The organism is Thiohalobacter thiocyanaticus (assembly GCF_003932505.1).
Lineage (GTDB): Bacteria > Pseudomonadota > Gammaproteobacteria > Thiohalobacterales > Thiohalobacteraceae > Thiohalobacter > Thiohalobacter thiocyanaticus.
The window spans coordinates 2563511-2590346 of record NZ_QZMU01000001.1; the positions used below are offsets into that span (position 1 = coordinate 2563511).

At 64.7% G+C, this 26836-nt stretch carries 21 protein-coding genes and 2 pseudogenes; 17 read left to right on the plus strand and 6 right to left on the minus strand.

Annotated elements, in window-relative coordinates; all coding sequences use genetic code 11:
* The first annotated feature begins 9 nt into the window (after positions 1 to 9).
* The 6 genes from panC (at position 10) to D6C00_RS16475 (ending at position 4897) form a co-directional block, all read left to right on the plus strand.
* The gene (panC, locus tag D6C00_RS12085; RefSeq protein ID WP_125181937.1) at positions 10 to 873 is read left to right on the plus strand and encodes a pantoate--beta-alanine ligase; all 864 of its coding nucleotides are present in this window, start codon (positions 10 to 12) and stop codon (positions 871 to 873) included.
* 67 nt (positions 874 to 940) lie between these two features.
* Positions 941 to 1321 carry an aspartate 1-decarboxylase gene (panD, locus tag D6C00_RS12090; protein WP_125181938.1) on the plus strand — a complete coding sequence of 127 codons (381 nt, stop codon included), beginning with the start codon at positions 941 to 943 and terminating at the stop codon, positions 1319 to 1321.
* Positions 1322 to 1641: 320 nt separating this feature from the next.
* The gene (locus D6C00_RS12095; RefSeq protein WP_125181939.1) at positions 1642 to 2214 is read left to right on the plus strand and encodes a cytochrome b/b6 domain-containing protein; all 573 of its coding nucleotides are present in this window, start codon (positions 1642 to 1644) and stop codon (positions 2212 to 2214) included.
* Between the two features lie 78 nt (positions 2215 to 2292).
* Complete coding sequence (locus D6C00_RS12100; protein ID WP_158675405.1) at positions 2293 to 2604, plus strand: PepSY domain-containing protein; 312 nt, start codon at positions 2293 to 2295, stop codon at positions 2602 to 2604.
* 292 nt (positions 2605 to 2896) lie between these two features.
* On the plus strand, positions 2897 to 3559 hold the full coding sequence (locus D6C00_RS12105) for a response regulator transcription factor (RefSeq protein ID WP_125181941.1): 663 nt from the start codon (positions 2897 to 2899) through the stop codon (positions 3557 to 3559).
* Between the two features lie 3 nt (positions 3560 to 3562).
* On the plus strand, positions 3563 to 4897 hold the full coding sequence (locus D6C00_RS16475) for an ATP-binding protein (RefSeq protein ID WP_125181942.1): 1335 nt from the start codon (positions 3563 to 3565) through the stop codon (positions 4895 to 4897).
* Position 4898: 1 nt separating this feature from the next.
* Here the strand turns inward: D6C00_RS16475 and D6C00_RS12115 are convergent, their stop codons facing one another.
* Positions 4899 to 5453 (minus strand): hypothetical protein, encoded by a 555-nt coding sequence (locus D6C00_RS12115; RefSeq protein ID WP_125181943.1) that lies wholly within the window; start codon positions 5451 to 5453, stop codon positions 4899 to 4901.
* A gap of 162 nt (positions 5454 to 5615) precedes the next feature.
* Between D6C00_RS12115 and D6C00_RS12120 the strand changes: the two genes are divergently transcribed.
* Entirely contained in the window at positions 5616 to 6653 is a 1038-nt protein-coding gene (locus tag D6C00_RS12120) for a cytochrome-c peroxidase (protein ID WP_125181944.1), read from the plus strand.
* Positions 6654 to 6990: 337 nt separating this feature from the next.
* Here D6C00_RS12120 and rnt read toward each other — a convergent pair whose 3' ends face one another.
* The gene (gene rnt, locus D6C00_RS12125; RefSeq protein ID WP_125181945.1) at positions 6991 to 7692 is read right to left on the minus strand and encodes a ribonuclease T; all 702 of its coding nucleotides are present in this window, start codon (positions 7690 to 7692) and stop codon (positions 6991 to 6993) included.
* 85 nt (positions 7693 to 7777) lie between these two features.
* Between rnt and D6C00_RS12130 the strand changes: the two genes are divergently transcribed.
* Positions 7778 to 8665, plus strand: a complete 888-nt coding sequence (locus D6C00_RS12130) for a TraB/GumN family protein (RefSeq protein ID WP_158675406.1) — start codon at positions 7778 to 7780, stop codon at positions 8663 to 8665.
* Between the two features lie 82 nt (positions 8666 to 8747).
* Here the strand turns inward: D6C00_RS12130 and pyrC are convergent, their stop codons facing one another.
* The gene (gene pyrC, locus D6C00_RS12135; protein WP_125181947.1) at positions 8748 to 9779 is read right to left on the minus strand and encodes a dihydroorotase; all 1032 of its coding nucleotides are present in this window, start codon (positions 9777 to 9779) and stop codon (positions 8748 to 8750) included.
* 284 nt (positions 9780 to 10063) lie between these two features.
* On the opposite strand from pyrC, the gene pdhA reads away from it, so the two are divergent.
* The 5 genes from pdhA (at position 10064) to gloA (ending at position 17220) form a co-directional block, all read left to right on the plus strand.
* A complete protein-coding gene (gene pdhA / locus D6C00_RS12140) occupies positions 10064 to 11056 on the plus strand; it encodes a pyruvate dehydrogenase (acetyl-transferring) E1 component subunit alpha (protein ID WP_125181948.1) in 993 nt (330 codons plus the stop codon).
* Positions 11056 to 12036 carry an alpha-ketoacid dehydrogenase subunit beta gene (locus tag D6C00_RS12145; RefSeq protein WP_125181949.1) on the plus strand — a complete coding sequence of 327 codons (981 nt, stop codon included), beginning with the start codon at positions 11056 to 11058 and terminating at the stop codon, positions 12034 to 12036. The genes pdhA and D6C00_RS12145 overlap by 1 nt, the downstream gene beginning before the upstream one ends.
* A 180-nt stretch (positions 12037 to 12216) precedes the next feature.
* On the plus strand, positions 12217 to 15288 hold the full coding sequence (locus D6C00_RS12150; protein WP_125181950.1) for an FAD-dependent oxidoreductase: 3072 nt from the start codon (positions 12217 to 12219) through the stop codon (positions 15286 to 15288).
* 90 nt (positions 15289 to 15378) lie between these two features.
* Positions 15379 to 16593, plus strand: a complete 1215-nt coding sequence (locus D6C00_RS12155) for an argininosuccinate synthase (protein WP_125181951.1) — start codon at positions 15379 to 15381, stop codon at positions 16591 to 16593.
* Between the two features lie 237 nt (positions 16594 to 16830).
* Positions 16831 to 17220 (plus strand): lactoylglutathione lyase, encoded by a 390-nt coding sequence (gene gloA / locus D6C00_RS12160; protein ID WP_125181952.1) that lies wholly within the window; start codon positions 16831 to 16833, stop codon positions 17218 to 17220.
* A 7-nt stretch (positions 17221 to 17227) separates the two neighbouring features.
* Here the strand turns inward: gloA and ppk1 are convergent, their stop codons facing one another.
* Positions 17228 to 19306, minus strand: a complete 2079-nt coding sequence (gene ppk1 / locus D6C00_RS12165; protein WP_125181953.1) for a polyphosphate kinase 1 — start codon at positions 19304 to 19306, stop codon at positions 17228 to 17230.
* Positions 19307 to 19496: 190 nt separating this feature from the next.
* Between ppk1 and D6C00_RS12170 the strand changes: the two genes are divergently transcribed.
* From D6C00_RS12170 to phoU, 4 genes and pseudogenes are all read left to right on the plus strand, one after another.
* Positions 19497 to 21782, plus strand: coding sequence for an ABC transporter permease subunit (locus D6C00_RS12170; RefSeq protein ID WP_125182457.1), 2286 nt, complete (start codon positions 19497 to 19499; stop codon positions 21780 to 21782).
* Positions 21783 to 21797: 15 nt separating this feature from the next.
* Complete coding sequence (gene pstA, locus D6C00_RS12175) at positions 21798 to 23468, plus strand: phosphate ABC transporter permease PstA (RefSeq protein WP_241546864.1); 1671 nt, start codon at positions 21798 to 21800, stop codon at positions 23466 to 23468.
* Positions 23469 to 23493: 25 nt separating this feature from the next.
* Positions 23494 to 24326, plus strand: a pseudogene (gene pstB, locus D6C00_RS12180) (phosphate ABC transporter ATP-binding protein PstB).
* A gap of 48 nt (positions 24327 to 24374) precedes the next feature.
* Complete coding sequence (phoU, locus tag D6C00_RS12185; RefSeq protein ID WP_255416793.1) at positions 24375 to 25085, plus strand: phosphate signaling complex protein PhoU; 711 nt, start codon at positions 24375 to 24377, stop codon at positions 25083 to 25085.
* A gap of 9 nt (positions 25086 to 25094) precedes the next feature.
* On the opposite strand, the gene D6C00_RS12190 is transcribed toward phoU, so the two are convergent.
* Positions 25095 to 26162 carry a sensor histidine kinase gene (locus D6C00_RS12190; protein WP_125181955.1) on the minus strand — a complete coding sequence of 356 codons (1068 nt, stop codon included), beginning with the start codon at positions 26160 to 26162 and terminating at the stop codon, positions 25095 to 25097.
* A gap of 143 nt (positions 26163 to 26305) precedes the next feature.
* Positions 26306 to 26716: pseudogene (locus D6C00_RS16605) on the minus strand (PAS domain S-box protein); the annotation flags it as partial.
* Positions 26717 to 26836: the final 120 nt, after the last annotated feature.

Here is a 26836-nt window from a genome sequence, read left to right on the forward strand (position 1 = left end):
TTATTTGCCATGAAAACGGTCAACACTGTCGAAACACTGCGGGAACAGGTCCGCGCCTGGCGCGCAGCCGGCGAGCGCATAGGTTTCGTGCCCACCATGGGCAATCTGCACGCCGGGCACCTGTCGCTGGTCGGGCAGGCCCGGGCGGCAGGCGACCGGGTGGTGGTCAGCGTGTTCGTCAACCCCATGCAGTTCGGGCCCGACGAGGACTACGACAGCTATCCGCGCACCCTGGAGGCGGACCGCGCGCAGCTGGAAGCGTCCGGGGCCGATCTGCTGTTTGCGCCGCCGGTGGAGCAGATCTACCCACTGCCGCTGGCGGAGATGACCCGGGTCGAGGTGCCGCAGATCAGTGATATCCTCTGCGGCCGGTTCCGTCCGGGCTTTTTCACCGGCGTGGCGACGGTGGTGACCAAGCTGTTCAATATGGTCCAGCCGGATCTCGCGGTGTTCGGGGAGAAGGACTATCAGCAGCTGATCGTCATCCGGCGGCTGGTGCGCGACCTCAGCCTGCCGATCGACATCGAGGGCGCGCCCACGCGGCGTGAGCCCGACGGTCTGGCCATGAGCTCGCGCAACGCCTATCTCACGACGGCCGAGCGCCAGGTCGCCCCGCAACTGTACCACAGCCTGGAACGCCTGGCCGCGGCCCTGCTTGCAGGTGATCGCGACTATCCCGCACTCGAGCAGACGGGGGTGAAGCAACTCGAACTGGCCGGCTTCCGCCCCGATTATGTCAGCATCCGGCGGGCAGCTGACCTGAGCGTGCCCGGTCCGGAGGAGCCGGAGCTGGTGCTGCTGGCCGCTGCCTGGCTGGGCCGGGCGCGGCTGATCGATAATCTGCGGGTCAGGCCGGGAACGGCCGGCCCCTGAGGCCGATTGCGCCATCCGGGAGGATGGGCGATAATTCGTCTCCCCACGAATCCTGTTCCAGATTCCCATGCATCTGACCCTGCTCAAATCCAAGCTGCACCAGGCCCGAGTGACGCATTCCGAACTCGAGTACGAGGGTTCGTGCGCCATCGACGGTGCCCTGCTGGAGGCGGCGGGCATCCGCGAGTACGAGCAGATCCAGATCTACAACCTGGCCAACGGCGAGCGCTTCATCACTTATGCCATCCGTGCCCAGGAGGGTTCCGGCATCATTTCCGTCAATGGCGCCGCCGCCCACAAGGCCGCCCCGGGCGACCGGGTGATCATCTGCACCTACGCCATCCTGGACACGGCCGAGGCCGCTGGTTTCAAGCCCACCCTGATCTACCTCGACGCCGACAACCGTATCATCCGCACCGGTCACACCATCCCCGTCCAGGTCGCCTGACGCCTGCAGGTTCCCTGACCGCGTCTTTTTCAACGCAGTGGCGCGAAGGCACAGAGCTATTGTGCTGATTTGATTCCCGTCATTGCGAGGAACGAAGTGACGCGGCAATCTCCTGCTGCGCAATCAGTCAGTTGGAGATTGCCGGGCTTCGCTCACAATGACAGGAATGAGTGAATCGAACGGGATTTCTTGGAATATCTTTGCGACCTCTGCGCCTCCGAGTCTTTGCGTTGAACGTTCTTGTAATCCCCCCCCGATTTTCAGCCTGGTTTCAGCCGGCCCCGCCACAATGGGCCCCACTGAAACAGGAGGGCTGAATCATGCAAACCGATACCGTCAGGGTCTGGGACCCGCTGGTCCGGGTATTCCACTGGACCCTGGTCCTGGCCTTTTTCACCGCCTACCTGACCGAGGATGACTGGCTGGATCTGCACACCCTGGCCGGCTACACCGTGCTCGGGCTGGTGGCCTTCCGGCTGCTGTGGGGTCTGATCGGCACCCGCCATGCGCGCTTCGTCGACTTCGTGAGGCGGCCGCGTGAGGTGCTGGTCTATGTCAAGGAAGTCCTGACCCTGCACCCCCGGCGCTACCTGGGCCACAACCCGGCCGGCGGCCTGATGATTGTGCTGCTGCTGGTCAGTCTGCTGGCCACCACCGGCTTCGGTCTGGCCGTCTATGCGGCCGAGGAGGGGGCGGGGCCGCTGGCGGGTATGCTCGCCGGCGTCAGTGAGAGTACCGGGCACCTGTTCGAGGAGGTGCACGAGTTCTTCGCCAACTTCACCCTGTTCCTGGTCGCGGTGCACGTGGCCGGCGTGATCGTCGAGAGCCTGCTGCATGGCGAGAACCTGGTGCGGTCGATGGTGACCGGACGCAAGCCGGCGCAGCCGGAATAGTTCCAGGAGCGCTACGGAAGGCACGGAAAACACGGAAGTGTTGATTGTTCAATGTATGAAACGCACAAGGAGTACGTTATGAGAAACATTGCTAAACAGACGCTGATTGCCTCCTGCCTTACGCTGTTGCTGGCCGGTGTCGGCCCGGCGCAGGCCGATGACCATGGCGAGGTCAGGGAGCTGGTGCGGCAGGGGGAGATCCTGCCGTTGCAGTCCATTGTCGAGCGTGCGGTTGGCGAGCAGACAGGTCAGCTGCTGGAGGTGGAACTGGAGCGCGAGGACGATATCTGGGTCTATGAACTGGAACTGCTGCGCGACGACGGCCGGGTATACAAGCTGTATTATGATGCCCGGACCGGTGAACACCTGCCGGAGTTCGAGGACGACTGAACCCGCCAATATCATGTTGAAGGTAGGGCCTGTTAACACTAATCTCATCGTCTCTGTTGTGCCTGAAAAAGCGCCAATCGAGGCGCGAGGAGCGCAGTTTGGTGATTCCAAATAAGCGACGAGCAACGACGAGTGGCGCTTTTTCAAGCGCAACCCGCAGGGCTGGGGCTGATTTCCCGCCCAGCGGCGTTATCATTCGCTCATGTAGAGTGACTACACATCGCTCATTCTGCCTTGCTGGACGAAAAATCAGCCCCAGCAGAGGCGATGAGATTAGTGTTAACAGGCCCTAATGCGTCTGCTGCTGGTCGAGGACGACAGCGCCCTGGCCGGCCGCCTCAGGCAGGACCTGAAGGCGGCCGGCTATGCCGTCGATCACAGTGACAATGGTATCGACGCCGAGCATCTGGGGCGGGAAGAGCCCTATGACGCGGTGGTGCTCGACCTGGGCCTGCCCGGGCGCAGCGGCCTGGAGGTACTGCGTCACTGGCGTGCCCAGGGCATGACCACGCCGGTGCTGATCCTCACCGCGCGCGATGCCTGGCACGAGAAGGTCGAGGGTTTCCAGGCCGGGGCGGACGACTACCTGGGCAAGCCGTTTCATGTCGAGGAACTGCAGGCGCGCCTGGCAGCGCTGCTGCGCCGGGCCAGCGGCCGGGCCGCGGCCGAGTTGAGTGCCGGCGGCCTGACCCTGGACGAGCCGACCCAGACGGTGCGCACATCCGATGGCCACAGCCACGAACTCACCGGCACCGAATTCCGGCTGCTGCGCTATTTCATGCTGCACCCCGGCCATATTCTGTCCAAGACCGAGCTGACGGAGCATGTCTACGATTACGACTCGGACAAGGACAGCAATGTGATCGAGGTCTATGTGCGCCGCCTGCGCAGCAAGCTCGGCGCGGATGTCATCGAAACCCGGCGCGGCCAGGGTTACTGCTTTCCCGCTGACTGAATCATGCAATCCATCCAGCAGCACATCAACCTGCGGCTGGGCCTGGCCCTGCTGCTGGTCTATATCCTGTTCGGTCTGGGGGCCAGCTACAGCTTCCGGCTGCTGACGGAACACTATATCGGCACGCGGCTGGAGCATGACGCCCAGGGTCTGCTGGTGGCCCTCACGCATCCCGCGGGCGACGGAGATCTGCGGCTGCGTCCCGGGCGCGTCAGTCCCATCTACGACCGGGTCTTCTCCGGTCACTATTACCAGGTCGAATCGGGCCAGGAGGTGCTGCGTTCGCGCTCGTTATGGGACCAGGCGCTGAGGCTGCCGGCGCTGGCGGTGGGGGAGACGCGGGTCCTGCGCCAGACCGGGCCGGAGGAACAGTTGCTGCTGGTGCGGGTGCGCCGCTACATCAAACAGGATCGGGACCTGCTGCTGGCCGTGGCCGAGGATCTGACCCCCATTCGCGACAATGTCCGCCGGCTGCAGGTGATCTATGGTCTGCTGGGGCTGGCGGTACTGATCGGATTGCTGGGCTATCAGCGTCGCGCATTGCGCCAGGGTTTCGCCCCGGTGGCGCACACCTGCCGCGAACTGGAACGGCTGCAACAGGGCGAACTGGCGCGGCTGGGTGAGGCGGTGCCGCGCGAACTGCATCCGCTGGTCCAGCAGATCAACCGCCTGCTGGAGGTACTGCAGGGGCGGCTGGCGCGCTCGCGCAATGCCCTGGGCAATCTGGCGCATGCCCTGAAGACCCCGCTGACGCGGCTGCAGCAGGAGCTGGATCATCTGCCCCAGGATGCCGATCCGCAGACCCGCGAGCGCCTGCAGCAGCAGCTGGATCAGATCCGGGCGCTGATGGAACGGGAACTGCGCCGCGCCCGCCTGGCCGGGCGTTCCGACAGCGCCGCGCGGCTGGCCCTGCGGCCGGTATTCGACGGTTTGACCGGGGTGGTGCGGCAGGTCTATGCCGACAAGGCGCTGCGGATCGAGTGCGATGTTCCCGCCACCCTGGCACTGCAGGCCGATGAACAGGACCTGATGGAGCTGTTCGGCAACCTGCTGGACAACGCCTGCAAGTGGGCGCGCGGCCGGGTCAGGGTGCGGGCCGTGCAGCAGGACGGGCGACTGCGGATACGGATCGAGGACGACGGCCCGGGTGTGGAGCCGGAACGCCGCGCGCACCTGCACGAGCGCGGCGTACGTGCCGATGAGCAGGGCGTGGCCGGGCATGGCCTGGGGCTGGCCATTGCCGCGGACGTGGTGGAACTCTATGGCGGGTCCATGCGCTTCGGGGAATCCGCCGAACTGGGCGGTTTCCGCGTCGAGGTGGAATTCCCGCAGGCGTAATTCAATGCGTCTCGAGCTTCCTCAGCTCCGCCAGGATGTCCTGCACCAGCTTCTCGCTGTTCTCGCCCAGTCCCTCGCACAGCTTGTTCGGATCCCGCTCGCCCAGCACCAGCGGCCGGATCAGGCCGGCGAGCCGGGCCATGTCGCCGCCGGCCTGCAGCATCTGGTGGGCCATGGCGGCAATGGTGTGCAGGGCCTGGTGATCACCGGTGCGGGCGGCATGGATCAGTGAGGCCAGGCCCGGGGCGGCCAGGTTGGCATCGAACTGGGCATTCAGGTCGGGCAGGGTCTGCGGGTTCTGCAGGCCGCGCAGGATGGCCTCGACAATGGCACGGTCCTCCTCGTCCAGCCCGCGGAAGGCTGTGAGGCTGCGCTCGCCCTTGAGGATGCGACGGATCGCGCCCACCAGGTCGTACCACTCGTTCTGCTCGGCCTGACGCAGCAGTTCATTGACTTCGGGGCGCAGGTCGCGGTTCTGGCAGGCCTGTACCACCCGGTGGATCAGACCGGCGTGGGCCTGCAGGATCTGCTGGGTCTTTTCCGGGGCATCGGGCATCTGGAGCTCCCTGCAAGGTTTCATACCAATCGGTATGCGCCAGTGTACCGACTGGCGCCGATGTGACAAGCCGGACCAGACAGTTGCAAAGTTCATAGGGTTAATTTAGACTAATTCTATATAAGAAAATGCTTAATTATTTATGTTGTAAAGGAGTGGGTAATGAAAGCAAAATCATTTGGTTATATCGTTATAGCCAGTTCTCTCGCGGGCCTTCCTACCCTGGGGCAGGCCGAGTGGCAGGCCCTGCCGGAGCAGGCGCCGGTGCCGGCAGACAATCCCATGAGCGCGGCAAAGATCGAGCTGGGCAAGACTCTGTATTTCGATCCGCGCCTGTCCTCCACCGGGACCGTGTCCTGCAACTCCTGCCACAATGTCATGCTGGGCGGCGATGACAACCGGGACGTCTCCATGGGCGTGCACGGCAAGACCGGCAACCGCAATGCCCCCACGGTCTGGAATTCGGCCTTCAACGCCTCCCAGTTCTGGGATGGCCGTGCCGCCGACCTGGAGGAGCAGGCCAAGGGCCCGGTGACCAACCCGGTCGAGATGGCCATGAAGGATCTGGATACCGCCATCGAGGCGATCCGTGCCATCCCGGGTTATGAGCCCATGTTCACCCAGGCCTTCGGCCCGGATTCGGTCAGCGAGGACAACATGGCCCGGGCCATCGCCGCCTATGAGCGTACCCTGATCACGCCGAACAGCCCCTACGACCGCTATGTGAAGGGCGATCGGGAAGCCCTGACCGCGCAGCAACTGCGCGGGATGGAGGCGTTCAAGCAGGCCGGCTGCGTGTCCTGCCACAGCGGTCCGGCCTTCAACGGCGCCGATCTGGCCCGCGACGGCGGCGGCCTGTTCATGAAGTTCCCGCTGTTCACGGACAATCCCTATGTGGAGCGCTATGACTTCATGGCTGATCAGGGCCGCGCCGAGGCCACCGGCAAGGCCGCGGATGAATACATGTGGAAGGTTCCGACCCTGCGCAACGTGGCGCTCACGGCGCCCTATTTCCATAACGGATCAGTGAAGACCCTGGACGAGGCGGTGCGCGTGATGGCGAAAACCCAGCTCAACCAGGAACTGAGCGAGCAGCAGGTCGAGGACATCGTCGCCTTCCTCGGCGCCCTGACCGGCGAGTTCCCCGAGCAGAGCCTGCCGCGGCTGCCGGGTACGCCGGGTTTCACTATCATCCAGTAAATCGGACGTTACCGGTTGCCGCGAGGCGGGTGGCTCAGGCTGCCCGCCTTTTCTTTTGGGCGTGTGGTTCTATGGATATGGATGAACACGGATGGATCAATAGCATCCATGTCAGTCACGAATGAATGTAAACAACGGGTTTCGTCATTGCGAGCGTAGCGCGGCAATCTCGTAATGCTGGCTCAAACGGTTGGAGGTTGCCGCGGCGCTGTGCACGCATAGAACCCCTTCGGGTTTCATTATGGGCACCCCACCCTTTGGGTCTGGGCATCGCAATGAGAATGCATTCTTTGGTCTTTATTCGTGTTAATCCGTGGCTATAGTCCCACTGCTGTGACTATTCAGGTTCCTCCCGGGTATTGATCGGCTGAGTGCCGCTGTCCTGGACATTGTTCCAGTCCATCTCCGCTGGAAAGCCGCTGCCGCAGAAGTCGCGCCACTGGTTGACGATGGCGCAGAACAGGTCGGCGGTGCGCTCGGCGTCGTAGACGGCCGAATGGGCCTCGCCCTCGTCCCAGGGGAAGCCGGCGGCCTGCACGGCGCGGGCCAGCACGGTCTGGCCATAGGCCAGACCGGCCAGGGTGGCGGTATCGAAGGTGCTGAACAGATGGAAGGGGTTGCGCTTGAGGTTGCAGCGCTCGGCGGCGGCCTTCATGAAGGCCAGGTCGAAGGAGGGATTGTGGCCGACCAGGATGGCGCGGGTGCAGCCGGTGTCCCTGATCTGCTGACGGATGGGTTTGAACACCTGCGCCAGCGCCTCCTTTTCCGGCTTGGCGAAGCGGAAGGGGTGATAGGGGTCGATGCCGGTGAAGGCCAGCGCCCGCGGGTCGAGATTGGCGCCCGCGAAGGGCTCGACATGGACCGCGTGCGTCTCCCTGCGTGACATGTGCCCGCTCGCGTCCAGTTCCAGGGTGACGGCGGCGATTTCCAGCAGGGCGTCCTTGCGCGCGTTGAAACCGGCGGTTTCCACATCCACGACCACGGGCAGGAAGCCGCGGAAACGTCGCGACATGGGGGAGACGGGGGCGGGGTCTGACATGCTGCCAGCATACCCAATGCCGGGCGGATTTGCGATCATGACCGGCAGGGACGATTCCTGCGGAAAGGGGAGAATGATGCGGATAATGAAAGCCACTACAGGGGCCGCGCCAGTGCGGGGTGCGGCACTGCTCTGGCTGTTGCTGGCGCTGGCATGGCTGAGTCCGGTCTGGGCCGAGGCGCAGGGGAGGCTGTGGCGCATCAGCGCCGAGGGCGTTGAGCCGAGCTACCTGTTCGGGACCATGCACTCGGAGCATCCCGAGGTGATCCGGCTGCCGGCGGCGGTCGAGCATGCCTTTGCCCGTTCCGAACAACTGGTGCTGGAGATGGTCCTGGACGAGACGGCGATACTTACCACCGTCCAGGCCGGCCTGTTCGAACCGGGCCGGGATCTGAAGTCAGTGCTGCCGCCGAACCTGTACCGGGAGACGGTGGAGGCCATGGCGGACTACGGCATTCCCGAGCCGGTCCTGCGCCGCTACAAGCCCTGGATGATCTTCTCCACCCTGATGCTGCCCCGCTCGCGCAGCGGGCTGTTTCTGGATATGCGTCTGTATCAGCAGGCGCTGGCGGCGGACAAGCCCGTTGCAGGCCTGGAGACGGCTGCCGAGCAGATCGGTGTCTTCGACAGCATGCCGATGGCCGATCAGGTCAGTATTCTGCGCGATACCCTCGACAACCGGGACCGTTTCGAGGCCTGGTTCGAGGACATGCGCCGGGTGTATCTGAGCGGGGATCTGGAGGCGCTGGCGGCGTTCAGCGACCGGATGATGGGCGATATCGATCCGGCACTGGTCGAGCGTTTCAACCGCCGCTTCGTCACTGAACGCAATCACCGCATGGCCGCGCGGCTGCAGCCGGTCCTGCGCCAGGGCGGGGCCTTCATCGCGGTCGGGGCGCTGCACCTGCCAGGCGAGGAGGGCATCATCGCACTGCTGCGCGAGGCGGGGTATGAAGTGGAGCGTGAGGAGTGAGGCGTAGGATGGGTGAAGCGAAGCGCAACCCATCGCCTCGTGGCACGGTGCTGGGTTACGGCGCTGCGCGCCTTCACCCATCCTACAATTGCAATCGCCAGGCGATCTCCTTGCCCGCGCGCAGCGGGATGACCTTCTCCTTACCCAGCGGATAGCTCTCGGGCACCGTCCAGGGCTCCCGGACCAGGGTGACGGTGTCCCGGTTGCGCGGCAGACCATAGAAATCCGCCCCGAAGTGGCTGGCGAAACCCTCCAGCCGGTCCAGCGCCCCGGCCTGTTCGAAGGCCTCGGCGTAGAGTTCGATGGCGGCATGGGCGGTATAGAGCCCGGCGCAGCCGCAGGCGCTTTCCTTGGCATGCTGCGGGTGCGGGGCACTGTCGGTGCCGAGAAAGAATTTCGGACTGCCGCTGGTGGCGGCCGCGATCAGTGCCTCGCGGTGCGTCTCGCGCTTGAGCACCGGCAGGCAGTAGTAGTGCGGACGGATGCCGCCGACCAGCATGGCGTTGCGGTTGTAGAGCAGGTGATGGACGGTCAGGGTGCCGGCCACGTTCGGACCGGCCCCCTGCACGAACTCGATACCCTGACGGGTGGTGATGTGCTCCAGCACCAGTTTGAGTTCGGGCAGGCGCCGGTGCAGCGGTTCCAGGTGGCGTTCGATGAACACCGCCTCGCGATCGAAGATGTCGATGTCCGGTTCGGTCACCTCACCGTGGACCAGCAGCGGCAGGCCGGCCTCGGCCATCGCTTCCAGGGCGGGCCAGGTCCTGTGCAGATCGGTCACGCCGGCATCGGAATGGGTCGTGGCGCCGGCCGGGTAGAGCTTGACCGCATGCACATGGCCGCTGGCCGCCGCCGTGCGGATCTCCTCCGGACTCAGGGTGTCGGTCAGATACAGGGTCATCAGCGGGGTGAATTCCACGCCCGCAGGCACCGCGGCCAGGATGCGTTCACGATAGGCCAGCGCCTGCTCCGTGCGGGTCACCGGCGGCTTGAGATTGGGCATGATGATGGCCCGGGCGCACTGGCGGGCGCTGTGCGGGACCACGTCGGCCAGCACCGGACCATCGCGCAGGTGCAGGTGCCAGTCGTCGGGGCGGGTGAGGGTAAGTTGCATAAAATGGCTCCGGTTAGGTCGCGGGCCGGGTCGGCCCGACGCGCGCCCGGTGATGGTTCGGGCCTTGTTTTGGCTGGGTTTTTTCGTTCAATAGTGTGATGTGAACCGGCCGTCCTGCCTTGACCTGACGGGATAAAACACAGATCATATCGCGCTTGTTTTGATTCGGGTATCCCGTGAGGGTCCCGGCGCGTGTTCCCTGCGCGCCCCGAATTCAGCTGATGCGCCGTGATTTTGGCGTGCTCAGGGTATCCATTCCCCAGCGTGAGATCCAAGGGAGTTTCATGAACGTCGCGGACAAGAAACGGCTACTGCGCGAAATGCTTTTTGCGCGGCGCTTTGAAGAACGCTGCTACGAGGCCTACGTCGAACGCAAGATCGGCGGCTTCCTGCATCTGTACCCGGGCCAGGAGGCCTGCGCCTTCGGTGTGATGGAAGCTGCGCGGCCGGGCCGGGATTATGTCATCACCGGTTACCGGGATCATGTCCATGCCATTCGCTGCGGTGCCGATCCCAAGGCGATCATGGCGGAACTCTACGGCAAGGAGACCGGTTCCAGCCGGGGCCGCGGCGGCTCCATGCATATATTCGATGTCGAGCACCACTTCATGGGCGGCTATGCCCTGGTTGGCGGTCCCTTCCCGCTGGCCGCCGGCATGGCCAAGGCCATCAAGATGAAGGGCGACGACGACATCGCCATCTGCTTCCTGGGCGATGCCGCCAACAACCAGGGTACCTTCCATGAGTCGCTGAACATGGCCGCCCTGTGGGAGCTGCCGGTGCTGTACGTATGCGAGAACAACCTCTATGGCATCGGTACCCGCATCGACCGTTCCACCGCCGTGGTCGAGCAGTACAAGCGCGTCAGCGCCTACGGCATCCCCTCGGACCAGATCGACGGCCAGGATATCGAGGTCGTGTTCAAGGCCGCCCAGAAGGCGGTCAAACATGTGCGCTCCGGCAAGGGCCCGTACTTCCTGGAACTGCTGACCTACCGTTACCGCGGCCACTCCATGTCCGACTCCAACGCCTACCGCTCCAAGGACGAGGAGAAGATGTGGAGCAAGCGTGATCCCATCATCATGCTGCGCGACCGGCTGATCGAGGCCGGCGAGATCACCAAGGACGACTACAAGGCGATGGATACCGAGATCCTGGACCAGATCGAGGACGATATCATCGCCTACGCCGAGAGCTCGCCTGAACCCAAGGTGGAGGAGCTGGAGAAATACGTCCTGGCCGAGAATGACCCCTGGGTGCGCGGAGGTAAGAACTGATGGCAGAACTGATGTACTGGGAAGCGCTCCGTCGCGCCCACGACGAGGAGATGGCCAACGACCCGCTCGTGATCTGCATGGGCGAGGACATCGGCATGGCCGGCGGCACCTACAAGGCCACCCAGGGCCTGTATGACAAGTACGGCGCCGAGCGCGTCATCGATACTCCGATTTCGGAGAATGGCTACACCGGTCTCGGCATCGGTGCCTCCTTCCTGGGCTTGCGGCCGATCATCGAGATCATGTCGGTCAACTTCGCCTGGCTGGCGCTGGACCAGCTGTTCAACTCCGCGGCCAAGGTACGCTACATGTCCGGCGGCCAGCTCGAGGCCCCGGTGGTGGTGCGCTCGCCCGGCGGCGTCGCGCACCAGCTGGGCGCCCAGCACTCGGCGCGCATGGAGAAGGTGTTCATGGGTATAGCCGGGCTGCGGGTGGTCACGCCCAGCAACCCGCGCCAGGCCTATGGCCTGCTCAAATCGGCGGTGCGCTGCAACGATCCGGTTTATATCAACGAGCATGAGCTGATGTACAACTTCAAGGGCGAGGTGCCGGACGAGGAATATTTCCATCCACTGGAGGGTTCCGAGGTGGCGCGTGAAGGGAAGGACGTCACCCTGTTCGGCTACAACATCTCCGTGCACTGGTGCCTGCAGGCGGCCGAGACATTGTCGCAGCAGTACGGCATCGAGGCCGAGGTGGTCGATCTCTACGCCCTCAGTCCGCTGGACCGGGCCGGCATTCGCGCCTCGGTGAACAAGACCCATCGTGCCGTGATCGTCGAGGAGGCCGAGGCCCCCGTCGGTGTCGGGTCCGAGGTGATGGCCATTATCAATGAAGAGTGCTTCTTCGAACTGGATGCCGCGCCGGTGCGCGTTTCCGCGGCCAACGTGCCCATGCCCTACAATCACACCCTGGAGCGGGCAGCGATTCCGAAGGCCGACGATGTAGTGGCGGCCGTGCGGAAGATGTTCGGGAAGTGAATCTTTAGTTAACCGCCAAGGCGCCAAGTACGCCAAAAAAAGATAATGCCTGGTTGTAAAGGATGCCGGCCTTGACGCCGCATCGGAGCTTCAATGGAAGCCGGTGCATCTGATACGACCAGATTGTCCTGGCGTCCCTGGCGCCTTGGCGGTTCAAATACAAATCAGGATGCTATCCCCATGGCAGACCCCTACGTAATCAAGATGCCCCAGCTCTCGGACACCATGACCGAGGGCGTGATTGTGAGCTGGGAGAAGAACATCGGCGACAAGATCAGCCGCGGCGACATCGTCGCCACGGTGGAGACCGACAAGGCCATCATGGATGTGGAAGTGTTCCGCGAGGGATACCTGTCCGGCCCCATCGCCCCGGTCGACAGCACCGTGCCGGTGGGTGAGGCCATTGCCTATATCGTTGCCTCGGAAGAGGAGGTGCAGGAAGGCGAGGCCGAAGCGCCCGCCGCGCCGGCAGCCGCCGAAACCGGCGGCGGGGAAGCGGCGGCGCCGGAGGAATCCGCTGCTGCAGCGGAGCCGGCCGCAGCGGAAGCATCCGCCGGCAGTCACGAACCGGAAGGCGCCCTGCATACCATCAAGATGCCGCAGCTCTCCGACACCATGACCGAAGGCGTGGTGGTGAGCTGGGAGAAGCAGCCCGGAGACCGGATCGAGCGCGGCACAGTGGTGGCCCAGGTTGAGACCGACAAGGCCATCATGGACGTCGAGGTGTTCAAGGAGGGCTTTCTCTCCGGCCCCATCGCGCCGGTGGACAGCACCGTGCCGGTGGGCGGTCCGCTGGCCTATCTGGTGGCCGAATCCGGCCAGGTGGTGACCGGGGAGGCCGCACCCGCCGCGGCCGCGAAGTCGGCTGAAAAGACGGAAACCGCCGCATCCGTGCCGTCTGCTGCCGCGCGACCGGCCACGCCGGCCTCCGTGCCGGGCGGCACCCCGGCACCGCGGCCGCAGGGTCGCGGCGCGACACCCTTTGCCCGCAAGGTCGCCGGCCAGCAGGGCGTGGATCTGAACACCGTCCCCGGCACCGGCCCCGGTGGCGTGGTGGTGGCCGCCGATGTCGCCAATGCCAAACCGGCCGGCGCCGCCGCCCCCGGCGGCTTCCCGCAGGTGGATGTCCCCGGCGAGGGCCGCAAGATGAACAAGCTGGAAGCGGCCATCAGCCGGACCATGACCGAGTCGCTGTCCATGCCCACCTTCCACGTCACCAGCCACATCCGACTGGGCAACCTGATCAAGGCCGCCAAGGGCAAGGGCGTCTCGGTCACGGTCGCCATCGCCAGGGCCTGCGCCGAGGCGATGCAGAACCATCCGAAGATGAACTGGTGCTACAAGCCGCAGGATCAGCTGGTCGAGCGCGCCAATGTCGATGTCGGCATGGCCGTGGCCATCGAGGGCGGTCTGGTGGTGCCGGTGCTGCGCAACTGTGAATCGCGCTCGCTGGAGGATTTGAACGAGGACTGGCAGGACCTGGTCGAGCGCGCCCGCAAGCGCAGGCTCAAGCCCGAGGAGTATTCCGGCTCCACCTTCCAGGTCTCCAACATGGGCATGTTCGGTGTCAGCCACTTCGACGCCATCCCCACCCCGGGCATCGCCGCCATCCTCGCCATCTCCGCCGACGGCGAACAGGGCAGCCCTTTCACCATCACCGGCGATCATCGCGTGGTCAACGGTGCCGACGTGGCCCTGTATCTGAAGGATCTGAAGGAACTGATCGAGCAGCCCGAGAGCTGGATGGGTCCGACCGGCCCGGCCATCCCCGAGGGCGACTGGGACTATGACGTCGTCGTCATCGGCGGCGGTCCCGGCGGCGAGGACTGCGCCCGCGATCTGGCCGGTCACGGTCACAAGGTCGCACTCATCAATGATTCGCCCTTCCCCGGCGGCGAGTGCCTGTGGCGCGGCTGTATCCCCTCCAAGGCCTGGCGCGCGGCGGCCGACCGCATCCGCGACCGCGGCCACGATGCCGATCTCGGCATCAAGGGTACCAACAAGGCCGAACTGGAATGGAAGACCCTGGAGGCGCACCGGCGCAATGTGCTGGAGACGCGCGGCCAGATGGCGCTCAAGACCGACAAGGGCGTGAAGATCAATTACATCCAGGGCTACGGCCGTTTCGTCGACGAGCATCATGTTGCCATCGACAGCGGCGGCAACCAGGACGACCCGCACAGCCGTGCCAAAACCGGTGATGGTAAGAACGCCAAAACGGTCAGTTTCGGCTGCGCCGTCATCGCCACCGGTGCGCCGCCGTTCGTGCCGCCCATCGACGGCGCCCGCGAGGGCCTGGAGTCCGGTTCGGTGCTGACCTCGGATACCGTCTGGATGCTGGACAAGCCGCCGAAGAAGCTGGTTGTGGTCGGCGGTGGCGCCATCGGCGTTGAGATGGCGCAGATCTTCCAGGACTTCGGCGCCCAGGTCACCCTGCTGGAGGCGCAGGACCGCATCCTGGCCGAGGTCGAACCCGAGATCGCCAAGCATCTGACAAAGGTGCTCAACGACGATCCGCGCCTGACCGTGCATACCTCGGTCAAGCTGGACAAGATCAGCGGCAAGCCCGGCGCGGTGACCGCGAAGTACTCCGACGCCGAAGGCAAGTCGCACCAGCTCAAGGCGGACTATGTCATCATGGCCACCGGCAAGCGGCCCGAGATCGACGGTCTCAACCTGGATCAGGCCGGGGTGGAAACCGACGGCCCGGTGATCAAGGCCGACGCCCGCTGCCGCAGCAGTGTTCCGCACATCTTCGCCATCGGCGATGTCATCGGCGGGCTGATGCTGGCGCACACTGCTGCCCAGCAGGGCCGGGTGGCCGCCATGAGCATCCTCGGCGAGGATATGAAGTACGATCAGGATAAGGACTGCGGCGTCATCTTCACCCGTCCCGAGGCCGGCTTCGTCGGCCTGTCGGTGGCCCAGGCCAAGGAGAAGGGCATCGACGCGGTCGAGGCCAAGGTGCCGATGAACATCGACGCCAAGGCGATGATCAACCGGGAGGAGCACGGCCTGATCAAGCTGGTCGCCGACAAGGCCACCCAGCGCATCATCGGCGTGCACTTCCTGGCCGACCACACCGACACCCTGATCGGCGAGGCGGTGATGATGGTCAGCGCCGGGCTGACCCTGGAGCAGGTCGGCAACGCCATCCACCCGCACCCGACCCAGACCGAACTGTTCGGCGAACTGGCCCGGCGGCTGCTGTCGCGGCTGCGCCGGAGCGCGAAGGTCAAATCAAAGGCTTAATCTAACCGCCAAGTCGCACAAAGGCGCGCGAAGGACTATGTTTTCTTTTTCGCCTTTGCGCGCCTTTGCGGTAAATGTTGGGGTTTAAACATGTCAGACATCAAGAAAGTCGTGCTGGCCTATTCCGGCGGTCTGGATACCTCGGTCATTCTCAAGTGGCTGGAGGACACCTATAACTGTGAAGTTGTCACCTTCACCGCGGACATCGGCCAGGGCGAGGAGGTCGAGCCGGCGCGCGAGAAGGCCCGCGCCATGGGTGTGAAGGAGATCTACATCGAGGACCTGCGCGAGGAATTCGCCCGCGACTATGTGTTCCCGATGTTCCGCGCCAATACCATCTATGAGGGCGAATACCTGCTCGGCACCTCCATCGCCCGGCCGCTGATCGCCAAACGCCTGGTCGAGATCGCCAACGAGACCGGCGCCGATGCCATCGCCCACGGCGCCACCGGCAAGGGCAATGATCAGGTGCGTTTCGAACTGGGCGCCTACGCCCTGAAGCCCGACGTGAAGGTGATCGCCCCCTGGCGCGAATGGGATCTGCTGTCACGCGAAAAGCTCATGGCCTACGCGAAGCAGCACGATATCCCGGTGGACTTCGCCAAGGCGGGCAAGAAATCGCCCTATTCCATGGACGCCAACTCGTTGCACATCTCCTACGAGGGCGGCATCCTGGAGGATCCCTGGGCCGAGCCGGAAGAGGATATGTGGCGCTGGACCGTCTCGCCCGAGCAGGCGCCGGATACACCCACCTACATCGAACTGACCTATGAGAAGGGCGACGTGGTCGCCATCGACGGCCAGGCGGTCACACCCGGCCAGGTGATGGAACAGCTGAACAGAGTCGGCGGGGAGAACGGCATCGGCCGCGCCGACATCGTCGAGAACCGCTATGTGGGCATGAAATCCCGCGGCGCCTACGAGACCCCCGGCGGCACCATCCTGCTCAAGGCCCACCGTGCCATCGAATCCCTGACCCTGGACCGCGAGGTTGCGCACCTGAAGGACGAACTGATGCCGCGCTACGCCGAGCTGATCTACAACGGCTACTGGTGGAGCCCGGAGCGGCAGATGCTGCAGGAGATGATCGACGCCTCGCAGCAGACCGTCAACGGCAGGGTGCGGCTGAAGCTGTACAAGGGCAATGTCATTGTCGTCGGCCGCCAGTCCGCCTCGGACAGCCTGTTCGACGAGTCCATCGCCACCTTCGAGGACGACGCCGGCGCCTACGACCAGAAGGACGCCGAGGGCTTCATCAAGCTCAACGCCCTGCGCCTGCGCATCGCGGCGCGACGGCGGCGGTAATTATAAAAGAGCGCCACGGAATACACGGAAGACACGGAAAATTCCATGTTGTTTACTTCGAATCTTGTGTAGGTCGGGTTAGCGCAGCGTAACCCGACGGGTTCGGCGCCAATGTCGGGTTACGCCCCACGGGCTAACCCGATCTACGGATCGCAATCATTAAAAAATCATTTTTGTCCGTGCTTTCCATGTTTTCCGTGGCGCTCTTCTCTTTTGATCTTCTCAGGAGGCACAGCCATGCGGATATTGCACACCATGCTGCGGGTCGGCGATCTGAACCGGTCGATTAAATTCTACACCGAGGTGCTGGGCATGCAGCTGCTGCGCCAGAAGGACTACCCGGACGGCAAGTTCACCCTGGCCTTCGTCGGCTACGGCGACGAGTCGGAGAACACGGTCCTGGAATTGACCTACAACTGGGACACGGATTCCTATGATATCGGCGACGGCTACGGCCATGTCGCCATCGAGGTCGATGACGTCTACCAGGCCGCGGAGGCGATCCGCGACCGCGGCGGCAAAATCCTGCGCGAGGCCGGCCCCATGAATGCCGGCACCACCATCATTGCCTTTGTCGAGGACCCCGACGGCTATCCCATCGAGCTGATCGGCCGCAAGGCCGCCTGAGCTCCATTCAGGCCGGCTCGGCCCGTTTGTCCAGCAGCGTGGCCTGGACCGAACGCGGGCGCTGGCGGCCGGTCGGCTGCAGGCGCTTGTATTCGCCGTCGCGCTGCAGTACCCAGGCCTGGGTGTTGTCGGACAGGTACAGCTCCAGCCCTTCCTTGATGATCTGCTTTTTCAGCTGCGGCTGTTCGATGGGAAAGGCGATCTCCACCCGGCGGTAGAAGTTGCGGTCCATCCAGTCGGCGCTGGACAGATACAGCTCCTCCTCGCCGCCGTTGCGGAAGTAGAACACCCGGGTGTGCTCCAGGAAGCGGCCGACGATGGAGCGTACCTGGATGTTGTCGGAGACCCCCGGCACGCCCGGGCGCAGGCAGCAGATGCCGCGCACGATCAGGTCGATCTTCACGCCGGCCTGCGAGGCCTGGTACAGGGCGCGGATGACCTGCGGCTCGATCAGGGCGTTCATCTTGGCGATGATGCGCGCCGGCTCGCCGGCCGCGGCCAGTTCGGCCTCGCGCTCGATCTTGCGCAGCAGCTCCTTGTGCAGACTGAAGGGCGACTGCAGCAGCTTGCGCAGGGCCTTGACCTTGCCCAGGCTGGTGAGCTGCTGAAATACCCGGTGTATGTCCTCGCCCAGGGTCTTGTCGGCCGACAGCAGGCCGTAGTCGGTGTACAGGCGCGCGGTGCGGGCATGGTAGTTGCCCGTGCCCAGGTGCACGTAATGGCGCAGGCCGCGCCCCTCGCGGCGGGTGATCAGGATCATCTTGGCGTGGGTCTTGTAGCCGACCACGCCGTAGACGACATGGGCCCCGGCCTCCTGCAGCCGGTTGGCCAGCTGGATGTTGGCCGCCTCGTCGAAGCGGGCCCGCAGCTCCACCACCACGGTGACCTCCTTGCCGGCGCGGGCGGCCTCGACCAGGGCATCGACCACTGCCGAGTCGGGCCCGGTGCGGTACAGGGTCTGCTTGATCGCCAGTACATTGGGATCGGTGGCCGCCTGGCGCAGGAACTCCACCACCGGCACGAAGGACTCGAAGGGGTGGTGCAGCAGGATGTCCTGGTGGGCCAGGGTGTCGAAGATGCCCTGTTCCGTATTCAGGATGCCGCTGCGGCCGGGCTTGAACGGCGGGTACTTGAGCTCCGGACGTTCCACCAGGTCGGCGATGGCGAACAGCCGGTTGAGATTGACCGGGCCGTTGACCTGATACAGGTCCTCCTCGCTCAGCCCGAACTGGCGCAGCAGATAGTTGGCCATGTCCGGGGTGCAGTTGTCGGCCACCTCCAGGCGCACGGCGTCGCCGTAGCGCCGGGCCAGCAGTTCGCCCTCCATGGCCCGCATCAGGTCGTCGATTTCCTCCTCGTCCACGAACAGGTCGCTGTTGCGGGTTACCCGGAACTGGTAGCAGCCGGTGACGGTCATGCCGGGAAACAGCTCGTCGACGTAGGCGTGGATGATGGAGGACAGGAATACGTAGTCGTATTCGCCGGCGGCGATGTCCGAGGGCAGCGGAATCAGTCGTGGCAGCGAACGCGGGGCCTGGACGATGGCCACGCCGCTGGAGCGGCCGAAGGCGTCCTTGCCTTCCAGCGAGACGATGAAGTTCAGGCTCTTGTTGAGGATGCGCGGAAAGGGGTGGGCCGGGTCCAGACCCAGCGGGCTCAGCACCGGCAGCAGTTCCCGGTTGAAATAGTTCTTCACCCATTCGGCCTGGGCCTCGGTCCAGTGGGTGCGGCGCACGAAGCGAATGCTGCGCTCGCGCAGGGCCGGGATCAACTCCTCGTTGAGCACATGGTACTGCTGCTCGACCAGCTGGTGGGCCTCGCGGCTGATGGTGGCCAGAATCTCGCCCGGGCTGTAGTTGTCGGTGCCGGCCTGGACCGAGCCGGATTCGACCTTCTGCTTCAGGCCGGCCACGCGGATTTCGAAGAATTCGTCCAGGTTGGTGCTGGAGATGCAGAGGAATTTCAGCCGCTCCAGCAGCGGGGTGTTGGGGTCGCGCGCCTGTTCGAGCACCCGCTTGTTGAACTGGAGCAGGCTGAGCTCGCGGTTGATGTAGAGGTCGGGGTGGCTGAGATCGGGGGTGTCCATAATCCACTCTGGGTGCGTTCAATGCCTGTCATTATGCCGAATCGACGCGCTGGCGTAATCCTGGAGCCGGGGGATGTCATAAAATTGTCATCCTGGCCCCGTTTACCGCGGGCAGCGCTGTAACCCCGCTCGAATGTTCCACCGCGCCGGCACCGGTTCTGTAATAAATTTGTCATGTTTGTGGCCTAGGCTGTGCGGCATGTCTGATGCCCCTCCCAGCCAGCCGTCCGTCATCGAGCGCATCCCCGAGGCCACCCAGCGGCGGCGGCGTGCCTGGCGCATGTTCAAGGACGGCCTGGCCCGATACGGGGTCACGGTGGGCGGGGTCGGCGTGATCATCGCCGTGGTGCTGATCTTCTTCTACCTGCTCTATGTGGTCATGCCCCTGCTCAAGCCCGGCTCGGCCGAGCCGGTCACTGACTATGCCCTTCCCGGCGGCGGACAGACCCTGCACCTGGCGATGGAGGAACAGGGCGAGATCGCGGTGCGCTTCACCGACGAGGAAGTGCTGTTCTTCCGGACCCGCAGCGGCGAACCGGTGTCGCGGCATCCGCTGCCGCTGCCCGCCGGCGTGCAGGTGAGCATCTTTGCCGTAGGTGAGCCGGGCAGCGGAGTGGTGGCGTATGGCCTGTCCGATGGCACCGCGCTGGTGGTGCGCCACGATTACCGCATCACCTATCCCGACGATCAGCGCCTGATCACGCCGGAACTCAAATTTCCCCTGGGCACGAACCCGGTGAAAGTCGCCGCCGAGGGCGAGACGCTGCAGCGACTGGCGGTCCAGGTCGGCGAGGAGAACAGTACCCTGGTGGGTTTGACGGACCAGGGGCAGCTGCAGCTCGCCCGTATCCGTCAGGAGGAGTCCTTCCTGGGCGGGGAAACTGAGATCGTCCGCACCCACAGTCAGCTTCCCCTGACCCTGAGCCAGCCCCGCTACCTGCTGGTCAATCCGACCCAGCGTTTCCTCTATGCCGCCACCCGCAGTGGCGAACTGGCCCGGTACGACATCCGGGATCCGGCAAGTCCTGCTCTGCTGGAGCAGTTGTCCATCAGCGAGGGCGGCAGTGAGCTGACCAGCCTGGAACTGCTGGCCGGCGGCATCTCCCTGCTGGCCGGTTACAGCGACGGCGGCATCAGCCAGTGGTTCAGCGTGCGCGAGGAGAACAGCGACCACGAACGGCTGCAGCGCATCCGCGGCTTCGACGCCTACGACAGCCCGATCACGGCGATCGCCCCGGAACATTCACGCAAGGGACTGCTCGCGGTCGATGCGCAGGGCCGCCTCAGCATCTATCACACCACCGCCCACAAGCAGATCCTCAGCCGGCAGGTCATCGACGGGGGGCTGCGCAAGGTTGCAGTCTCGCCGCGAGCCGATTACTGGCTGGCCGAGGACACGCAGCAGCGGCTGCATTTCTGGAAGATCGACAACGAGCATCCCGAGATCTCCTGGTCCTCGCTGTGGGGCAAGGTCTGGTACGAGAGCTATGACGAGCCGGCCTACATCTGGCAGTCGTCCTCGGCCTCGAACGATCACGAGCCCAAGTTCAGCCTGACGCCGCTGGCCTTCGGCACGCTCAAGGCCGCCTTCTATGCCATGCTCATCGCCACCCCCCTGGCCATCCTCGGGGCTATCTACACCTCCTATTTCATGGCGCCGAAGATGCGCGGCTCGATCAAACCGGCCATCGAGATCATGGAGGCGTTACCCACCGTGATCCTGGGCTTTCTGGCCGGTCTGTGGCTGGCGCCCTATGTCGAGACCCACCTGCCCGGTATCTTCAGTCTGCTGATTGTGATGCCCTTCGGCGTGCTGCTGTTCGCCTGGCTGTGGCACCTGCTGCCCTGGCAGCTGCGTACCCGGGTCCCCGACGGCTGGGAGGCGGCAATGCTGATCCCGGTGGTGCTGCTGATCGGCTGGCTGTCGCTCAGCCTCAGCCCGCTGATGGAGGTATGGCTGTTCGACGGCGACATGCGGCTGTGGCTGAAACAGGAACTGGGCCTGGATTTCGATCAGCGCAACTCCATCGTGGTCGGTCTGGCCATGGGCTTTGCCGTTATTCCGACCATCTTCTCCATCGCCGAGGATGCCATCTTCAACGTGCCCAAACATCTGACTTCGGGCTCGCTGGCGCTGGGCGCAACCCCCTGGCAGACGCTCACGCGGGTGGTGCTGCTCACGGCCAGCCCGGGTATCTTCTCCGCCGTGATGATCGGCATGGGCCGGGCGGTGGGCGAGACCATGATCGTGCTCATGGCCACCGGCAACACACCGGTGATGGACATGAATATCTTCCAGGGCATGCGTACCCTGGCGGCCAACATCGCCGTGGAGATGCCCGAGTCGGCGGTGGGTAGTACCCACTACCGGGTGCTGTTCCTGGCCGCTCTGGTGTTGTTCATGTTCACCTTTGTGGTCAACACGCTGGCGGAAATCGTGCGCCAGCGGCTGCGGCGCAAGTACTCGAGCCTGTAGGCGGGAGTGATCAGGGTGAAGCGAAACCTCGGCAACTGGTTCAAAAGCGGCACGCCCTGGGTGTGGCTCAATGCGGCGGCGGTCAGCGCCAGCCTGATCATGGTGGTGGGACTGCTGGCGCTGATCGCCGTGCGCGGGCTGGCGCACTTCTGGCCCGCCACGGTTTACGAATTCGAATATCTGCAGACGGATGGGCAGCACCAGCGCATCATCGGCGAGATCAGCGATAGCGAAATCGTGACCCGCGCCCGCATCGAGGCCTCCGGGTCGGCCGAGGTGCCGGGCGATACCCCCGAGGTGGAGCGCCTGCTGATCAAGACCGGCAACCGCGATCTGGTCGGCCTGGATTTCCGCTGGCTGCTGGAGCCGCGGGTGCTGGAGCGCAGCATGCCGACGGATGTCATGGCGGTGGAACGTTACGAGTGGGGCAACTTCTATGGCTTTCTGCAGCGCGTGAAGCAGGAAGACCAGGTCGTGGCCGAGGGCGAGGCCGCCTGGCAGGCCCTGCAGGATCGCCTGGCGCGGGCCACGGAGCTGCAGCACCGGATCAAGGACATCGAGAAGGGCCGCATCGGCAGTATCAACTATGCCATGGAGCAGCTGCGCCTGGATCGGCGCCGGCTGGAACTCGAGGGTCGGGACACGCCCGAGAACCTGGCCGCCATCGAGGCCGAGCAGGCGCGTCTGCAGGCCGACTATGAGGTGCTGCAGCGGGAGCTGGGCGAGCTGTACCAGCAGTTGCGCCGCGACAGCTTCACCGCCACGGTCATGGACGGGCGCGAGGTGGAGGTGCCGCTGGCCAAGGTGGTGCGGGCCTACCGACCTAATGCCATGAGCACGGTCGACAAGTTCGGGTTCTACTTCGCCAAGCTGTGGGAGTTCGTCAGCGATGAGCCGCGCGAGGCCAATACCGAGGGAGGCATCTTCCCGGCGATCTTCGGCACCGTCATGATGGTCATGCTGATGTCGGTGGTCGTCACGCCCTTCGGTGTCGTGGCCGCGGTCTATCTGCGCGAATACGCCAAACAGGGCCCGCTGACCCGCACCATCCGCATTGCGGTCAATAACCTCGCTGGCGTACCCTCGATTGTCTACGGCGTGTTCGGCCTGGGCTTTTTCGTCTACTTCCTGGGTGGCAACATCGACGACCTGTTCTTCCCCGAGGCGCAGCCGGCCCCGACCTTCGGCACACCGGGCCTGTTCTGGGCCGCGCTGACCCTGGCGCTGCTGACGCTGCCGGTGGTGATCGTGGCCACCGAGGAGGGCTTGTCACGCATTCCCAGCGCCATCCGCGAGGGCAGTCTGGCGCTGGGGGCGACCAAGGCCGAGACCCTGTGGCGCACGGTGCTGCCGATGGCGAGCCCCGCCATGATGACCGGCCTGATCCTGGCCGTGGCGCGCGCCGCCGGCGAGGTCGCGCCCCTGATGCTGGTCGGTGTGGTCAAGCTCGCGCCCTCGCTGCCGGTGGACGGCAACCCGCCCTTCGTGCACCTGGAGCGCAAGTTCATGCATCTGGGTTTTCATATCTATGATGTCGGATTCCAGAGCCCCAACGTGGAGGCCGCCCGCCCGCTGGTCTATGCCACCGCGCTGCTGCTGGTTCTGGTCATCGTGGTGCTGAACCTGGCCGCCATCGCCATCCGTAACCGGCTGCGGGAACAGTTCAAGTCGTTTGATCAGGGCTGAATCCGGCCCGACCGAAGGTAATGCAATGATGAATGAACAGACCAAGACCCATGCCATCGATCCCGGACTGGTGGTACGGCGCGAAGCGCTGGACATCAGCCGCGAGGAAATCTGTCTGCAGGTGCAGGATCTGGACCTGTACTACGGGGCGACCCAGGCGCTGAAGAAAATCACCATGTCCATCCCGCGCAATCGCGTGACCGCCTATATCGGTCCCAGCGGCTGCGGCAAGTCCACCCTGCTGCGCTGTTTCAACCGGATGAACGACCTGGTCGACGGCGTGCGTGTCGAGGGCAGCATCCGGCTCGACGGCGAGGACATCTACGCCCGTTCGACCAATGTGGCCGATCTGCGTCGGCGGGTGGGGATGGTATTCCAGAAGCCCAACCCCTTCCCCAAGAGCATCTACGAGAATGTCGCCTACGGACTGCGGCTGCAGGGCGTGACCAGCCGCCGTACCCTGGACGAGGTGGTGGAGAAATCGCTGCGCGGTGCGGCCCTGTGGGACGAGGTCAAGGACCGGATGCACGAGAGCGCCATGGGGCTGTCCGGCGGCCAGCAGCAGCGCCTGGTCATCGCCCGCGCCATCGCCATCGAGCCGGAGGTGATCCTGCTCGACGAGCCGGCCTCGGCGCTGGATCCGATCTCCACCCTCAAGATCGAGGAGCTGATCTACGACCTGAAATCGAAATACACCATCGTGATCGTCACTCACAACATGCAGCAGGCGGCCCGCGTTCGGACTATACTGCCTTCATGTATCTGGGCGAGCTGATCGAATATGATGACACCAACACCATCTTCACCAATCCGAAGCAGAAGATGACCGAGGACTATATCACCGGGCGCTACGGCTGAGCGCGCACTCGGGGGGAGCAGAGATGAGCACCATGGACAAGGAACAGTATCAGTCAGCATATATCCCGCCAGTACAACACCGAGCTGGAGGACATCCGCAACCGGGTGATGTCCATGGGCGGCATGGTGGAGCAGCAGGTGGCCGACGCGGTGCGCGCACTGGTCGAGGGCGACGAGCGCCTGGCCGACGTTGTGGTCAACAATGACTACAAGATCAACGCCATGGAGGTCTCCATCGACGAGGAGTGCAACCTGGTACTGGCCCGACGCCAGCCCACGGCCGGCGATCTGCGGCTGCTGGTGGCCGTGATCAAGACCATTACCGACCTGGAGCGCATCGGCGATGAGGCCGAGCGCATCGCGCGCATGGCCATGCATATCAGCGACAAGTCGCAGATCGACCGCTTCCACGGCCGTATCGAACACCTGGGCGAGCTGGCCGGCAAGATGCTCAAGGGCTCGCTCAACGCCTTCGCCCGCATGGACGTGGATATGGCGGTGGAGGTCTGGCGCGAGGACCAGAAGCTGGACAAGGAGTACGACGGCATCATGCGCCAGCTCATCACCCTGATGATGGAGGACAACCGCAGCATCCCCTGCGCCCTGGATGCCATGTGGGCGGCGCGGTCGCTGGAACGCGTCGGCGACCGCGCCAGCAATATCTGTGAATACGTGATCTACCTGGTACGCGGCAAGGACGTGCGTCACACCAGTCTGGAGCAGATGGAGGCCGAGGCCAGGAACAAGCCGGACTCCTGAGTCTCCGCATCAGAAGTGGACCAGCGGCGGTGTCAGCTCCAGGCGGGCCCGCGTGCGCTCGCCGGTCTGCTCGAATTCCAGCCGCGCGCCCTGCTGCGGCAGCAGGGCGCGGACCAGCTCCAGACCGGTGCCCAGGCCCTGACCGCGATTGAAGTCGAATTCTGCCGGCAGGCGTCCCGAAGCACTGACCAGGATCCGGGCGCTGTGCTCCGCGTCCCGCTCCAGCCGGACCTGTACCCCGTCGCCACCGCCGTGCTTGGCCGCGTTCTGGATCAGCTCGTTCAGCACCAGGGCCACCGGCACGGCGGCCTCGGTATGTATCCAGATGGGCGAGCCCGCGCCCAGATCGATGCTGGGTTCGACCGGGGCGCGGGCCAGCGGGGCGGTGGCAGTCGCAATGGCCTCGACCATCTCGCACAGCCAGACCTTGAGATCATCCCCCTTGCCCTGCAGGCCATGGACCAGGGCGATGGACTGGACCTGACCGATGGCGCCGGTCATTGCCGCCTCCAGTTCCGGGTGCGCCCCGGCCTGCTGGCGCAGCAGGCCCACCACCCCCTGCAGGTTGTTCTTGATGCGGTGGTGCACCTCCCGGATCAGGGTGGTGCGGTGGCGCTGCTCTTCCTCCAGCCGGGCCTGCATCCGGCGTTCGCGCTCGGTGATGTCACGGAAGATGCCCTGGATCACGGTATCGTCGCCATAGCGGATCAGACTGGCCGCCACCTCGCAGCGGATCTGCTCGCCGTTGCCGCGGATGACCGGATGCGTCACCCGGGTGGTGCCCGCCTTACTGAGTTTCCGGAATACCGCCTGCACCTGCGGCAGTTCCTCCGTCGGGTGCAGCTCGGAGGCGTGCATGCGGCTCAGTTCCTCGCGGCTGTAGCCCAGCAGCTGTTCGGCCTGGCGATTGGCGTCGAGCAGCTTGCCCTCCATATCGGCGAGCAGGATGGCGTCCACGGCATTGTCCAGCAGGGCGCGGTACTTGCGTTCGGACGCGAGCAGGCGCCGTTCCCGCGCCTTGTCCTCGGTGATGTCGATGGCCAGGCCCAGCACGGCCGGCGTCGCCTGGCCGGGCAACCGGAACGGGATCTTGGTGGTGCGCAGGGTGCGGGGGCGGCCGTCGGCGCCGGTGAAGCCCTCCTCGGGATCAAAATGGGTTGGATCACGGCGCGGTCGTTGGCCAGCATCCGGGCCACCTGGTCGGGATCGCCATGCAGCTCCTGGTGCAGACGGCCGGTCATGGCCTCCACGCTCAGTCCATAGGCCGCCGCCGCGGCCTGATTGACCAGGAGAAAGCGGCCCTCGGCATCCTTGACGAAAATCCGGTGCGGCACCAGATCGATGACCTGGCGCAGATAACGCTCGCTTTCGTGCAGGACCTCCTCCTGACGCGCATGCTCGGCCAGTATCTGTTCACGGCGCTGGTGCAGGCGCAGCAGCAGTGCGCTCAGCACGATCACCAGCAGGGACAGGCCGCGGTTGAGCAGGGCGATCCAGGTTGGCTCGGCCGGCGACAGGGGGATGGCGGCGAGCACCAGCAGGCAGGCGAGGCCGGTGACGACCCACAGCAGGGCGGGATGGGCCCAGAGGGTAAGCAGAGCCGGCACCACATAGAGGATGCCGGTGGCCACCCCAGGGGCAGCTGCAGATCGAGCAGGAAGACCGCCGGCAGCAGGAGCAGGCTGGCGGCGGCGGCGAGATGACTGGTGGATCTGAACATGGCTCAGAGCATAAGCCGTCGGGCCCCTCAG

Excerpts from the sequence above, each read along its gene's own strand:
- panC (WP_125181937.1), top strand. The coding sequence starts at position 10 with ATGAAAACGGTCAACACTGTCGAAACACTGCGGGAACAGGTCCGCGCC.
- panD (WP_125181938.1), top strand. The coding sequence starts at position 941 with ATGCATCTGACCCTGCTCAAATCCAAGCTGCACCAGGCCCGAGTGACG.
- D6C00_RS12095 (WP_125181939.1), top strand. The coding sequence starts at position 1,642 with ATGCAAACCGATACCGTCAGGGTCTGGGACCCGCTGGTCCGGGTATTC.
- D6C00_RS12100 (WP_158675405.1), top strand. The coding sequence starts at position 2,293 with ATGAGAAACATTGCTAAACAGACGCTGATTGCCTCCTGCCTTACGCTG.
- D6C00_RS12105 (WP_125181941.1), top strand. The coding sequence starts at position 2,897 with ATGCGTCTGCTGCTGGTCGAGGACGACAGCGCCCTGGCCGGCCGCCTC.
- D6C00_RS16475 (WP_125181942.1), top strand. The coding sequence starts at position 3,563 with ATGCAATCCATCCAGCAGCACATCAACCTGCGGCTGGGCCTGGCCCTG.
- D6C00_RS12115 (WP_125181943.1), bottom strand. The coding sequence starts at position 5,453 with ATGCCCGATGCCCCGGAAAAGACCCAGCAGATCCTGCAGGCCCACGCC.
- D6C00_RS12120 (WP_125181944.1), top strand. The coding sequence starts at position 5,616 with ATGAAAGCAAAATCATTTGGTTATATCGTTATAGCCAGTTCTCTCGCG.
- rnt (WP_125181945.1), bottom strand. The coding sequence starts at position 7,692 with ATGTCAGACCCCGCCCCCGTCTCCCCCATGTCGCGACGTTTCCGCGGC.
- D6C00_RS12130 (WP_158675406.1), top strand. The coding sequence starts at position 7,778 with ATGAAAGCCACTACAGGGGCCGCGCCAGTGCGGGGTGCGGCACTGCTC.
- pyrC (WP_125181947.1), bottom strand. The coding sequence starts at position 9,779 with ATGCAACTTACCCTCACCCGCCCCGACGACTGGCACCTGCACCTGCGC.
- pdhA (WP_125181948.1), top strand. The coding sequence starts at position 10,064 with ATGAACGTCGCGGACAAGAAACGGCTACTGCGCGAAATGCTTTTTGCG.
- D6C00_RS12145 (WP_125181949.1), top strand. The coding sequence starts at position 11,056 with ATGGCAGAACTGATGTACTGGGAAGCGCTCCGTCGCGCCCACGACGAG.
- D6C00_RS12150 (WP_125181950.1), top strand. The coding sequence starts at position 12,217 with ATGGCAGACCCCTACGTAATCAAGATGCCCCAGCTCTCGGACACCATG.
- D6C00_RS12155 (WP_125181951.1), top strand. The coding sequence starts at position 15,379 with ATGTCAGACATCAAGAAAGTCGTGCTGGCCTATTCCGGCGGTCTGGAT.
- gloA (WP_125181952.1), top strand. The coding sequence starts at position 16,831 with ATGCGGATATTGCACACCATGCTGCGGGTCGGCGATCTGAACCGGTCG.
- ppk1 (WP_125181953.1), bottom strand. The coding sequence starts at position 19,306 with ATGGACACCCCCGATCTCAGCCACCCCGACCTCTACATCAACCGCGAG.